The sequence below is a fragment of the Dermacoccus sp. 147Ba genome (assembly GCF_004151355.1).
Lineage (GTDB): Bacteria > Actinomycetota > Actinomycetes > Actinomycetales > Dermatophilaceae > Dermacoccus > Dermacoccus abyssi.
Genome location: NZ_SEHL01000004.1, coordinates 30,434 through 43,273 on the forward strand (window position 1 = coordinate 30,434; position 12,840 = coordinate 43,273).

Sequence of the window (12,840 nt, forward strand, 5' to 3'; positions counted from 1 at the left end):
CATCAGACCTTGAGATAACGACGCAGCGTCACCCATGACGTAGAGACAGCGAGGACGAAGGCTCCCAGGAAGAGCCAGGGGACGACGACGAGGACGTCGCTGTCACCGATGAGATTGACGAAGCCGCCGCCCGAACTCGCGAGCCCACTCACGCCGAAGTGCACCATCGCCCACAACAGGCCGGACGCGAGCACCGCACCGGCGAGGGAGGCGATGAGGACCTCCGCGACGAACGGCAGATAGATGGTGGCGCTCGAGGCACCGACGAGTCGCATGATGCCGACCTGGCGGCGGCGGGTGAACGCGACCTGCCGGATGGTCGTGACCATGAGCAGGATGGAACAGACCACCATGAGACCGGCGATGATCGCCGAACCCACACCGAGCATGTTGAGGAAGGAGAAGAACGGCGCGAGCACCTGATGCAGGTTGCTCACGTGCGCGACGCCGGGCATGCCCTGGAATCCACTCGCGATCTCGTCGAAGCGCTGCGGATCCGACAGGCGAACCTCGTAGAACGCCGGCATCGACTTCGCGTCGACGCTGCTGACGTACGGCGAGTCCTTGTACTGCTCGCGGAACATCGCGATGGCTTGTTCGCTCGTCTTGTAGTCGACCTTCGTCACGAGTGGGCGCAGGTTGTCGAGGTTGCTCTTGACCGCCTCGGTCTGGTCTGTACTCGCCTCTCCCCCGGCACACGACGCGACGTTCGTGTCCGAGTCGGTACACAGGAAGACGAAGGCGTGGACCTTCTCGTACCAGTCGCCCTTGGCCTGGTCCACCTGACGCTGGGCGAGCAGGCCGGAACCGACGAAGAACAGCGAGACCATCGAGACGAGCACGACGGACGCGATCATCGAGGTGTTGCGTCGAACGCCCTGCCACACCTCGGAGGTGAGGAAACGAAGTCTCACGGCGTCTCCTCCAGACGATGGGATCCGTGCGCCGCGCGGTAGGCGCTGCGCGTACTGAGTTCACCCAGGTCCGGTTCGAGGGCTTCAGCTCGGTAACCACCGGTGGAGTCGCGCACGAGGCGGCCGTCCTTCATCTCGAGCACGCGACGCTGCAGGCGGTCGACGAGGCTGTTGTCGTGCGTGGCCATGACGAGCGTGGTCGACGTGCGGTTGATGCGATCGAGCACCCCGACGACGTCGTCCGAGTTCGCGGGGTCGAGGTTTCCGGTGGGCTCGTCGGCGAGCAGGATGGCGGGCTGCTTGACGACGGCGCGGGCGATCGCCACTCGCTGCTGCTCACCGCCGGAGAGCTCGTGCGGGAAGCGCTTGGCCTTCTCCGCCAGCCCGACGAGTTCGAGCGACTCGGGCACGGCCCGGCGGATGGCGCCGCGTCGACGTCCGAGGATCTCGAGGACGAAGGCCACGTTCTCCTCGACCGTCTTGTTCTCGAGGAGACGGAAATCCTGGAAGACGACACCGATGTCGCGTCGCAGGCTCGGGACCTTGCGTCGCGGCATGTTGCGCAGTTCGCGCCCGGCGACGTGGATCTCGCCGTCGGTGGGCGCGACCTCGTGCGTCATGAGGCGCATGAGCGAACTCTTGCCGGAACCGGAGGCGCCGACGAGGAAGACGAACTCACCGCGCGCGATGTTGAAGCTGACGTGCTCCAGCGCCGGGGCTTGGTTCTTGTCGTACGTCAGGGAGACGTCGTCGAATCGGATCATCGTGGTGTGGAGCGCTCTCGGTCCCGTCGGTGAGGTCAGTCGTCGTCGCGGTCCGCAGCACGCTTCCAGCGGATGCCTGCTTCGACGAAGCCGTCGATGTCGCCGTCGAAGACGGCGCTCGTGTTGCCGACCTCGTGCTCGGTGCGCAAGTCCTTGACCATCTGGTAGGGGTGCAGGACGTAGGAGCGCATCTGGTCACCCCAGCTGGCCTTGACGTCACCGGCCAGTTCCTTCTTCTGCGCGGCTTCCTCCTGCTTCTTGATGAGCAGCAGGCGCGACTGCATGACGCGCAGCGCGGCGGCACGGTTCTGGATCTGGCTCTTCTCGTTCTGCATCGAGACGACCGTGCCGGTGGGGATGTGCGTCATGCGCACGGCCGAGTCGGTCGTGTTGACGCTCTGACCGCCGGGGCCCGACGAGCGGAAGACGTCGACCTTGAGCTCGTTCTCCGGGATCTCGATCGTGTCGGTGGTCTCGATGAGCGGCACGACCTCGACGGCCGCGAACGACGTCTGGCGGCGGCCCTGGTTGTCGAACGGCGAGATGCGCACGAGGCGGTGAGTGCCGGCCTCGACCGAGAGATTCCCGAAGGCGTAGGGCACGTTGACTTCGAACGTGGCCGACTTGAGACCGGCCTCTTCGGCGTAGGAGGTGTCCATGACCTTCGTCGGGTAGCCGTGACGCTCGGCCCAGCGCAGGTACATGCGCATGAGCATCTCGGCGAAGTCGGCGGCGTCGACGCCACCGGCGCCGGCGCGGATGGTGACGACGGCCTCGCGCTCGTCGAACTCGCCGTTGAGCAGGGTGCGAACCTCGAGTTCGCCGACGGCCTTCGTCAGCTTCGTGAGCTCGCGCTCGGCTTCGGCCATCGTGTCAGCGTCGTTCTCCTCGGTACCCATCTCGACGAGGGTCTCGAGGTCGTCGATCGCGGCGTCCATGTTCTCGACGCGGTCCTTCTCGGCGTTCGCGCGAGACAGGGCGGAGGTGATCTTCTGGGCCGATTCGACGTCGTCCCACAGGTCGGGGGCGGCAGACTGCTCCTCGAGGTCGGCGATCTGCTTCTTCAGCTTCTCGAGGTCGAGCACCTCGCGCACGGACGCCATGGTCGAGCGCAGGTTCTTGATTTCGGTAGGAAAGTCGACAGCCACGCTTTCCAGGGTATCCGTTATGACGCCCGACTCCCCAACCAACCGATTGTTCACCGCTCCAGATGGGCGTCAGCACGTGAGACGACGTCCACGGTCATGGGTTCACCGAGAGCCGCCATGGCCGATCCGACGACCGGCGGACGCACGACGGCGCGTACTCGAACAGTGACCTGCTCGCCGACGACCTCGACGCCTCTGACGCGCCACGACGTGACGTGCTTGGGCAAGGGTGTGGACGCGACGATGCGTGCCGCCTCCGCCGAGGCCGCGTCGGCATCGAGCGTGGCGTTGTCGACTCCCTCGGTATAGGCGCCGGCCAGGGAGATGCGGTCAGCGGCCGCTGCGCTTGCGTGGTCGGCTGCATCGAGCACGTCGAGGCGAGCCATCTGCGCGGATGCCACGCTCACTCCCCCGACGAGCAGCATGCACACGCACACGCTGAGACCGAGACCGAGCAAGCCGATACCTCCGGTCTCGTCGGCCACAACAGCCTTGGTGCGGCGACTCAACAACGCTCGCAAGCACATCCATGGCGCGCGGAAACGGGTCATCGTTGGCCCCCGTACTGTTCGACCTTCTGTTCGTGGGACGACGACACGGTGACCTGAAGGTTCGCGGCCCCGGCGAGCCACTTCGGCACGAACGGCAACGTCACCGTCGCTCGCGAGGAAGCCCGCACCGAGGCACCCGGCGTCAGGCAAGGGCTGAGGGTGCATGTCACGGCCGTCGATCCGACCGGCACGTCTTGGTCGGCGTAGGCGATCCGAGCTGCTGTGTTCGCGCGGGCAGCACCTGCCGCGCTGGAGGATGACGTGACGTAGGTGCGCGCCGCTTCGCGAGCGGCCTGACGTGCCGCGTACGAGGCCGCTTCCACACGCAGGAGCGCGGTCGCGACCCACACGAGCGGCAGGAGCAAGACTGCGATGACCACGATGGTTTCGATGAGAGCGGAACCTTCTTCACTGTGGCGGTCGACGACGTCGTGACCGACAGTCCTTTCGACGCTCACGCGGAACGCTCCTCGACGATCGCGCGCCCGCTGGTGTGCAGCGTGAGCCCGACACCGAACGGCCCGAGCACGGGAACGGGCGCGTCGATGTCCACCCGAATGACGTCGAGCCCCTCCGCACTGCTGCGATGCGCTGAGATCGATCCTGCGTAACGCGGACTGAGGGAATCGGACACGAGGTCGCGGGCGCGCTCCTGTGCCACGCCGGGACCGGCATCGACCCGAGCGCCGTACCGGGCACTCTCTGCTGCTGCCATGGTGAGGGTCGAACGGACGTGGGTGGCGTAGGCGAACTGGCAGACGACGAGGAACACGCCCACGATGAGCGCCATCGTCATCGTGTACTCAGCCACGGCCGAGCCTTCGTCCCCGGAGAGCGCGGCGACGCGACGCTCCGGGCGTCGACTCATCCTCCGGACACCTTGTTCATCGCGGCGGTGAACATGTTCTTGAGCAGGGGCCCCGCCGTCTGCCACAGGAGTGTGACGAGGCCCGCGGTCATGAGGGTGACCAGCACCCAACCGGGCACGTCGCCGCGATCCGGTTGGCCTGTCAGCCGTGTCATGACGTTGCCGGCGGCTCGGCGGACTCGGCGCTGGACTGAGACGAGATGAGACATGGTGTGTTCCTTCCGGTGGGGTGTCGGTGAGGAGTTCCGACAGGGTGGGGTCAGAGGTTGAGGTCCAGGGCGGCGATGCCCGGATAGACGGCGAAGAGGATGGTGATCGGCAGCACTAGGAAGACGACGGGCGCCATCATGAGGACCTCCTTGCGCCCAGCTGATTCGATGAGTTCCCCGCGGGCGGCTTCACGGGCGTCCTGAGCCTGGGCCCGAAGAACGTCGGCAAGCGGGGTCCCCCTCTCGAGAGCGACGATGACGCCCTCGATGAAGCGGTTGACCGCCATGACGTTGGTTCGCCGAGCGACCCCCGTGAGCGACCGCGCCAGTGGCGTTCCTGCCCGCGTCTCGTCGAGAGCGCGACGCAGTTCGTCCGACAGCGGGCCGCTGCACAGGCGGGTCACGTGCTCGAGGGCGCCCAGGGGCCCCTGCCCTGCCGCTACCGCGAGCGCCAGCATGTCGGCCACGGACGGGAACTCGGTGAGCATGCGCGCCTCGCGACGGGTCGCCTGCTGCGTCAACACCTGGTCGCGAAGCACGACACCGAGCCCCGTCGCAAGCAGAATGAGAGCCGTAGCGCCCACCGGCCCGGACTGCGAAGACGACCCACCCACCAGCAACACGAAGCATGCGGCGGCGAAGCCGGTCATGCCCCATACCGCTTGGCTCGTGCGGAACATCTGAACGTCCGGGGCGAGCCCGGCTCGCTCGAGTCGGGAGCGCACGTGGTCAGCGCCTCCGAGGACCCTCCCGAGCCCCGAAGCGACGGAGTCAAGCAGAGCTCGTGCGTTACGGCGTGATCCTGGACCTCGGTCACCGGTGAGAATGCCGGTGAGGCGCTGCTCGAGAAGTGACGTTCGCGGGCGCACGAGCCATGTACCGATGAGCAGTAGCCCGGCACCGATGCACAGTGCCGGCCACCACGCTGCGTAGGTGCTCATCGCATGACTCGTTCCTCTGTCGGCAGCCGACCGATGGCGCGCATGGCGAGGTAGGCAATCCACGAGACGATGCCGCCCACCACGAGAACGGCCACTCCCGTGCTGGAGCGGTAGGCGTCGAGTCCGCCACTGCGGAAACCGACCACGACGAGAGCGAGCCAAGGCGCCGCGAGCGCCAGGCGAGCGGCACTCACCGTCCAGCTCTGTTTGGCAGCCAACTCAGTGCGTGTCGCGGCGTCCTCGCGCAGGAACGAGCTGAGTGTGCGAAGCAGACGTCCGACGTCGGATCCTCCGACGTTGCGGGCGAGTCGCAAGGACTCGATGAGCCGGTCGGCGGCCGGATCCGCGAGGGAGCTCTTGAGTACGTCGAGCGACACGTCGAAGCGGCCGTGCGCGGCATCGTGCCGGGCGAAGGCGGCAAAGTCCTCCCGCAACACCTCGGGACCGTGGTGGGCGAGTTGCCGCAGAGCTTCCGGAATGGAGAGGCCAGCGCGTACCGCGGAGGCGACGTGATCGACAGCGTCGGGCCACGCTTCACGCCGAGCCCGAAGATGGACGACGGCGCGGTGACGCACGAACATCCACGGCGCGTAGAGACCTACGGCACCACCGAGCAACGTCAGAGCCGGAACTGCGGTGGCGACGAAAACGACGCCACCTACGACGAGGGCACTGAGCATTGAGGCCGCGACGACGGCTCCGACCCCCTGCTCTCGAAATCCCGCGAGCGTCAATTGCTCACGCACGCGCTCGTACTGACGTGAGCGGCGTAGAGACGCCACCGGGGCCACGGGCTGAGGCGCGCTCCAGGCACTCCACATGAGGAGTAGACCCGTGCCGACCGCCGCGGCGCACAATAACGCCGTCATGACGACAGCTCCCGCGCCAGTGCAGCCAGGTCAATACCCGCCCGTGCGAAGCGGGGTTCGCCGTCAAAGGCCGCGAGCAGCCGTGGGTAGGTGTCCTGCCCCTCTTCGTAAAGGCTGATCGTCTCCACGGTGTCTCCTTCGACGCGGCCGGTCACGCGCAGCACCTCGCGGGTGGAGCGGCGCCCGTGCCGATCGAGGCCGAGGTGGACGACGAGGTCAACCGCGTTGGCGACCGTCGGGACAACGAACGACGAAGAAATATTGGGGCCCGCCAACAGCGGAAGTGTGCACAGCTTCGTCAGGGCTTCACGGGCAGAGTTGGCGTGCAGAGTGGCGAGGCCCGGCAGACCGCTGTTGAGCGCCAACAACAGATCGAGCGACTCGGCCTGCCTCACCTCCCCCACGACGACACGCGAGGGGCGCATGCGCAGTGCTTCCTTGACGAGCATGCGCAGCGTGACCTCGCCGTTGCCCTCGAGGTTGGGTTGGCGACACTGCATCGCCACCCAGTCACGCGCCGCGAGTTGGACCTCGAAGACCTCCTCGCAGGTGATGACCCGCTCGGTCGGCGGAATGGCACTCGCCAGGCAGTTGAGCATGGTGGTCTTGCCGGCCTGGGTCTGCCCCGAAACGAGCACGTTGAGACCCGCGCGGACACATGCGCTCAGGATCTTCGCGAGCCCCGACGGTAACGAGCCGCGACGCACGAGATCGTCGAGTGAATGACTCGTGGCGACGAACTTGCGAATGTTCACCGCCCAGAACTCGCGGGTGACATCGGGGATGACGACGTGCAGACGTGATCCGTCCGGAAGAGCTGCGTCGACGAACGGAGCGCTGAGGTCCAAGCGACGACCGGACGAGCGCAGCATTCGTTCGACCAGCGCGCGCACCTGTTCGGGCGTGAGAATCGTGTTCGTCAGCTCGGGGATTCCCGAGCGTGCCACGAACACGCGGGCCGGTTCGTTGAGCCAGATCTCCTCGATGGACGGGTCGTCGAGATAGGGCTGCAAAGGCCCGAAACCCGCCACCGCGTCGAACACGGCCTTGGCCTCGTCCTTCGCACTCGGAAGCGCCGGGAGCCCGGCTCGTGCGCGAGCGAGCTCGGTGGCTGACACGATCTCCGCAATGATCGAGCGGACCTTCTCCGGTTCGGTGCTCGGATCGACGGCACGCGAGCGCAATTGCTCACGGACCTCGTCCTCGATGAGACCGACAGCCATGGATGGTCACCTCCCGCCGACTCGCTCGTCGAGTCGATTCGTTCCTGGCGGCCATCAAAGGCTCCGGCGGAACCGAGCGGGGGTTTAGCCGAAATTCTTACCAAATTCTTACCATTCGCTTTCTCGGAGTTATCCACAGGAAGAAATTGGCTCTGTTGCCGGCTCGCGGGTTCGGCACACGCTGGTCACCATGAAGGTGAAACTGCGTCTGGCGCTCGCGAACCCCGACCAAGCCCACACCCGCGTCTTCGACATCGAGGCCCCCGCGGGCACACAGTTCACGACGCTGCGCGAACACCTCGGCCCGGCTCTCGTCGGCAAGAGACTTCGAGTGGACGACATCGACATCGACGACGGATTCCGCCTCGGCGAGCCTCCGCTCGTCGACGGCGCGTCCCTCGAGCCGCAGCGCACGACCATCACGAACTCGGTTCCCACTCCGCTTCGACTGGTGGTGTCCGCCGGGCCGGGTCAGGGACGCTCGTGCCCGCTTCCTCCGGGTGAGCACATCTTGGGCCGCGCCCACCCGCTTCTCACCGACGACCCGCTCGTGTCCCGAACACACGCTCGCGTCATCGTGCGGCGCGGCTCGGTCGAGGTGTGCGACGAAGGCAGCTCCAACGGAACCTCACTCGATGCCCGGGCATTGGATCCGGGTGAGCCCTGCGTGTGGCGGATCGGTCAACATCTACGCCTCGGGGGAACGCGCATCCGGCTCGACACCACGCTCGAGCCCGTAGCGGTGGAAGCCCGAGGGGACGGCACACTGCGCATCCCCGCTCCGGTGGCGAACCGCCTCGAACTGGCGCCCACCCGGCTGGAGTGGCCCTCACGTCCCACGGCCCCGCCCCGCAGCCCGCTCCGGTGGGTGGCAGCACTCGCTTCTGTGCCGGTGGCCCTCGTCATGGCCGTCGTTCTGCACTCCACCCTCATGCTGGCGTTCATGCTCATCGGGCCCCTGACCATCGGCCTCACGTATCTCGACGACCGCCGGCGAGGTCGGCTCGGAGGGCGAGCGGCCGCTCGTGAGTACGCGCGATCCAAGGCGGATACCGGGCGACGAATCGACGACCTCCTGAACCGCGAGCGCCTCGAGCGCACCGCACGGCTCCCGCCACCGGACGTTCTCACCGACGTCGCGGCGGGGCGTCGGCCGGGCATCGCGTCGGGTGAACGCAGCTGGCCCCTGGTTCTGCGTCTCGGACACGGAACGTCTCCGTCGATCCATTCCGTGACTCATGACGGCGTCACACGTCACCTCACCCTTGACGACGCGCCCGTTGCGGTGGCCCTCACTTCTGGCGACCTGCTCCATCTCGACTGTGACGCCGCCTCGGTGGGTGCCTGCATGGAACACGTCGTCGCCCGGCTTCTCGTCGAAGGCGTACCCGGCGCCTGCGGCCTCCACGTCGTCACGGACATGGCTGAGGGTGCGCGGTGGACGTGGTGCCGCGACACAGCTCGCCTCGAGGTGGGAGCAGCCCTACCCGAGGACACGGAACAGGACCTGGCAGAGCGGGCCGCCCGACCCGGTCACACCGGCGACGAGCTTCCGGTTTTCGTCCTCGACGCGCGCAGCGAGGGCGCACGCGAGGCGTTGAGACGCTGGCTCCCCGTGGCCTCGGGGGTTCTCGTCTGGGTCGGACCGTCGGCGCCCGGAATGCAACGCGAGAGGCGCGGCTCAAGCGGGCCGACCGATCTCGTCGTCACGGTCCGCCACGGCCACAACGCCTCCTTGCTGCCGACCGGTCACCGATTCACCTTCGACGAGCCGATCAGTTCGTGGTTCGTCACGACGACCAGGCTCGCGCGGCGGTGGGCGACCACCTCACGCCGAGGCACGAGTTCGTCCATTCCGACGACGGTGCCCGCCGACAGTCTCCTGCCTGCAGACGTCGCCCGGGCATGGGCGGCCGGACCGTCCACCGCCGTCCCGGTCGGGTTCGGGGCAACCGGCCCCGTCCACCTCGACCTCGTCCGTTCGGGGCCACACGCCCTCGTGGCCGGCACCACGGGTGCAGGCAAGTCCGAGTTCCTCCTCGCCTACCTGCGTGGCCTGTTCACACTCAACGGGCCTGGCGACGTCACCGCACTGCTCATCGACTACAAGGGCGGAGCCACCTTCGGCCCGCTCGTCGACGCTCCCCAGGTCGTCGGTCTCGTGACGGACCTCGACAACTCCCTCGCGGAACGGGCTCTGTCCGCGCTCCAGGCGGAGATCAAACGACGCGAGCACACGTTGGCTGCCGCCGGGTACAACTCCTACACGGCATATCGAGCCACCCCACCGAAGAGTGCCACGGCGCTGCCGCGTCTCTTCGTCATCGTCGACGAGTTCCGCGTCCTCGCAGAGGAACTGCCCGAATTCGTTGCAGGCCTTGTGCGGCTGGCGGCTGTCGGTCGGTCGCTGGGCATGCACCTCGTCCTCGCCACCCAGCGCCCCGGTGGCGCCGTCACCGCAGACATGCGCGCCAACCTGGACGTACGGGTCGCACTGCGTGTCCGCGAACGCTCCGACAGCATCGACGTCATCGACTCCCCCGCCGCCGCAGCGATTTCGCCTCGGCATCCCGGGCGAGCGTTCCTCGCCCACGGCGGGTCGACCCCTGTCGAGCTGCAGACGGCCTTCACCGGCGCGCCACGCATGCTCCACACCGACGAACCCCCACTCCACGTTCACGAGGTCGATCTCCGCGCACCGGGCCCCCTTGCTGCCGAGCCCGAGTGCCCCGGATGCCGGCCGGCGGGCCATTCCACGACGAACGACCTGGAAACGTTCGTCGCCGAAGCCAAGGCTGCCGCCACGCACCTACCTGCTCCGCGCCGCCCGGTGCTCCCGCCCCTGTGCGAAAACACCAGGCCTGTTGCCCACCTCGCCATGGGTGAAGTGCGCTGGCCCGACCTCCTGCTCGCGCGCCCCCAAGCAGGCGAGCGCCCGCGAAACAGCGTGCCGATCGCCGTCGTCGACCTCCCGCACGATCAATCGCAACCGGTCCTCTCAGGAGCCGGCACCGAACACATCGGCATCGCTGGGGCTCCTCGCAGCGGGCGCACACACGCTGCCATGACGATTGCGAGCGCCAGACGGTCGACGGGCGAACGCACCTGGTGGGTCGGCGACGTCCCGAGCTTCCCCGTCGACGACCACTTCGCCGCTGACGATCCGGACGACGTCGTGCGCCTGCTCACCGCCCTCAACGAGCCGAGCCCGGTCGCAGAGCGCGTCGCGATCGTCGTCGACGGCTGGGAAGCCCTCAACGACAGCCTCATGCGCATCAACCACGGGCTCGCGGCGGACGAGATGTTGCGGCACGTGCAGCGCGCGCACCAGTTCGGCAGGGTGTTCGTCATCACGGGAGCGCGATTGGTTCTCGCGTCCAAGCTCGCGGCGCTCCTCGAGGTGAAGATCGTCCTGCGTCAGAACGACCAAACGGAGTACTCCCTCGCGGGTCTCCGTCCGGCACAGGTGCCCGCAGCCATGCCGCCCGGACGCGGACTCGTTCTGCCGCACGCGCACGTCCTGCACTTCGTTTCCCCGGGCGAGCCGGGTGAATGTGACACCCTGTCACCATGACGAGTACGCGCAAGATCACCGCCGCCGTCGCGCTCACGGGCGCCCTCATCGCCGCGCCGGCCATCGCCGCCGAGACGAGCACGCCCGGCACGTCGACGCCGAGCAGTACCTCGAGCACGTCCTCCAGCTCGACCTCGAGCAGCTCGTCCTCGTCGAGCAGTACCTCGTCCTCCCCGAACTCCCCCAAGGGGAGTGCCATCACGTTGCGCCTCGACGGTAAGGGCAAGATCGACAAGTCCGCGCTCCCCAAGGAGTCGACCCTTCTGGCTACCGAGGAACTGCGCTCGATCGTGCCGGGTCTTCGGTCGGCCGACTTCTCGGACGGCACGCTCACTCTCACCGTCAAGGGAGAGGAGAGCGACAACCGCAGCCGCATCGTCATCGAGTTCGATCGCTTCGGCACAAAGGCCGACGTCACGAAGGGTTGGGACGCGGACAAGAAGGCTCACCAGGCTCGTGCCGCCAAGAACCCCGGTATCTACACCTTCGCCGGCCCTGGCAAGAACGGTGTGGCCGACTCCTTCAGCGACGGCACGACCACACACGTCCTGCTCACCAACGGTGATGCCGCGGGCCAGATCTCGTTCTCCGGCATCGGGTTCTCCTCACTCGGAGACGACCACGCGAGCGCCCGCAAGGCTTACCGCGACACGGTTGTGCCCAAGCTCGTCCAACTGCTCGGCAACAAGGTGAAGGCCGGCGGGCCGGCCAAGACGCCGACCAAGTCGTCGAGCGCGAGCCCCTCCTCGAACAGTTCGTCGAGCAGTTCGTCGTCAACGTCGAGCAGGGCCTCTGCCTGACACGCTGCATGGTCGACCGGGCGTCAGAGAACGGCGTCCGCCTGGTCGTCCTCGTCCGGGTCGAAGCGCGGCAGCGTGAGCGCCGCGACGAACGAGACGACCGCAACAACGAGCGTCGCGACGCCGAACAGCTTGGCTCCCCCGCTGATGAGGCTGAACGAGACCGGCACGAGCATGCCGTTCCACAGCAACGTCGGGGTCTTTGCCAGGCTCTTGTGACGCAGCAGGTTGATCGCGAGCAACGCCACGCCCGCCGCCAAGACGACCAGAACAGCGGCCTCCGTGAGGGCGCGGGTCGTGGTACTGGCCTCCCCGTTGATCACGCCGTACGCCGACATCGCCGCCATGACGAGCATCGCGAGCGCGGCAAGGCCGGTGCCGGCGGCACTGACGAGCCAGGCTGCGTCACTCGATCGCGCAGGTGTGCGGGATGGCGTCTCGTCGGGCAGTTCTGAGGCATTACGGGGTTTTCGCGTCACGCCGTAAACTGTACGTGGCACCCTCCGCGAGCCGACATGTGATCAGAAACTCACACAATCGAACAAAAAAGTTCGTCGAAACCCCTTGTGCGTACGCCGGGCCAGGTGTGAACCTATAAGGGAACGCCCACCCGCGCCCGAACGATTATCGTTTCGATGCATCGCACAGCGCATCGGACCGTCGGCACCCCGACATCGTTCGCACCGACCCCGCCGGTTTCAGCGGAGACTCAAGGAGCAATGCCACATGGATTGGCGCAATCGCGCTGCGTGCCTGGACGAGGACCCGGAGCTTTTCTTCCCGATCGGCAACACCGGCCCGGCCCTGCAGCAGATCGAAGACGCCAAGGCCGTCTGCCGTCGTTGTGAAGTCATCGACACGTGCCTGAAGTGGGCACTGGAGTCCGGTCAGGACGCCGGTGTCTGGGGCGGCCTTTCGGAGGACGAGCGACGCGCTCTCAAGCGTCGCAACGCTCGCGCGCGCCGCGCCAGCTGATCGT

General features: G+C 67.2%; 14 protein-coding genes. 3 read left to right on the top strand and 11 right to left on the bottom strand.

What is annotated here, in order from left to right; all coding sequences use genetic code 11:
- Window positions 1-2 precede the first annotated feature (2 nt).
- Genes ftsX through EVU97_RS06495 form a run of 10 tightly spaced genes read right to left on the bottom strand, consistent with a single transcriptional unit; the run spans window position 3 to window position 7,487 of the window.
- A complete protein-coding gene (ftsX, locus tag EVU97_RS06450) occupies window positions 3-914 on the bottom strand; it encodes a permease-like cell division protein FtsX (RefSeq protein WP_129664453.1) in 912 nt (303 codons plus the stop codon).
- Window positions 911-1,678 (bottom strand): cell division ATP-binding protein FtsE, encoded by a 768-nt coding sequence (gene ftsE, locus EVU97_RS06455; RefSeq protein ID WP_129664455.1) that lies wholly within the window; start codon window positions 1,676-1,678, stop codon window positions 911-913. Before ftsE ends, ftsX begins: the two co-directional genes overlap by 4 nt.
- 35 nt (window positions 1,679-1,713) lie before the next feature.
- Complete coding sequence (gene prfB / locus EVU97_RS06460; RefSeq protein ID WP_047311930.1) at window positions 1,714-2,826, bottom strand: peptide chain release factor 2; 1,113 nt, start codon at window positions 2,824-2,826, stop codon at window positions 1,714-1,716.
- Between the two features lie 50 nt (window positions 2,827-2,876).
- The gene (locus EVU97_RS06465; RefSeq protein WP_129664457.1) at window positions 2,877-3,335 is read right to left on the bottom strand and encodes a hypothetical protein; all 459 of its coding nucleotides are present in this window, start codon (window positions 3,333-3,335) and stop codon (window positions 2,877-2,879) included.
- Window positions 3,336-3,373: 38 nt separating this feature from the next.
- Window positions 3,374-3,835, bottom strand: a complete 462-nt coding sequence (locus tag EVU97_RS06470) for a pilus assembly protein (RefSeq protein ID WP_118913694.1) — start codon at window positions 3,833-3,835, stop codon at window positions 3,374-3,376.
- Window positions 3,832-4,245, bottom strand: coding sequence for a TadE family protein (locus EVU97_RS06475; RefSeq protein ID WP_129664459.1), 414 nt, complete (start codon window positions 4,243-4,245; stop codon window positions 3,832-3,834). The genes EVU97_RS06470 and EVU97_RS06475 overlap by 4 nt, the downstream gene beginning before the upstream one ends.
- Window positions 4,242-4,454, bottom strand: a complete 213-nt coding sequence (locus EVU97_RS06480) for a hypothetical protein (protein ID WP_047311926.1) — start codon at window positions 4,452-4,454, stop codon at window positions 4,242-4,244. Before EVU97_RS06480 ends, EVU97_RS06475 begins: the two co-directional genes overlap by 4 nt.
- Window positions 4,455-4,504: 50 nt before the next feature.
- Complete coding sequence (locus tag EVU97_RS06485) at window positions 4,505-5,395, bottom strand: type II secretion system F family protein (RefSeq protein ID WP_047311925.1); 891 nt, start codon at window positions 5,393-5,395, stop codon at window positions 4,505-4,507.
- Window positions 5,392-6,264, bottom strand: coding sequence for a type II secretion system F family protein (locus EVU97_RS06490; protein WP_118913690.1), 873 nt, complete (start codon window positions 6,262-6,264; stop codon window positions 5,392-5,394). The genes EVU97_RS06485 and EVU97_RS06490 overlap by 4 nt, the downstream gene beginning before the upstream one ends.
- A complete protein-coding gene (locus tag EVU97_RS06495) occupies window positions 6,261-7,487 on the bottom strand; it encodes a CpaF family protein (protein ID WP_129664461.1) in 1,227 nt (408 codons plus the stop codon). Before EVU97_RS06495 ends, EVU97_RS06490 begins: the two co-directional genes overlap by 4 nt.
- Before the next feature lie 190 nt (window positions 7,488-7,677).
- Between EVU97_RS06495 and EVU97_RS06500 the strand changes: the two genes are divergently transcribed.
- Together EVU97_RS06500 and EVU97_RS06505 are read left to right on the top strand one after the other, a co-directional pair.
- Window positions 7,678-11,061 carry an FtsK/SpoIIIE domain-containing protein gene (locus EVU97_RS06500; protein ID WP_129664463.1) on the top strand — a complete coding sequence of 1,128 codons (3,384 nt, stop codon included), beginning with the start codon at window positions 7,678-7,680 and terminating at the stop codon, window positions 11,059-11,061.
- A complete protein-coding gene (locus EVU97_RS06505) occupies window positions 11,058-11,861 on the top strand; it encodes a hypothetical protein (protein WP_129664465.1) in 804 nt (267 codons plus the stop codon). The genes EVU97_RS06500 and EVU97_RS06505 overlap by 4 nt, the downstream gene beginning before the upstream one ends.
- A 23-nt stretch (window positions 11,862-11,884) precedes the next feature.
- On the opposite strand, the gene EVU97_RS06510 is transcribed toward EVU97_RS06505, so the two are convergent.
- Entirely contained in the window at window positions 11,885-12,340 is a 456-nt protein-coding gene (locus tag EVU97_RS06510) for a hypothetical protein (RefSeq protein ID WP_129664467.1), read from the bottom strand.
- A gap of 247 nt (window positions 12,341-12,587) precedes the next feature.
- On the opposite strand from EVU97_RS06510, the gene EVU97_RS06515 reads away from it, so the two are divergent.
- A complete protein-coding gene (locus EVU97_RS06515) occupies window positions 12,588-12,836 on the top strand; it encodes a WhiB family transcriptional regulator (protein ID WP_006943843.1) in 249 nt (82 codons plus the stop codon).
- Window positions 12,837-12,840 lie beyond the last annotated feature (4 nt).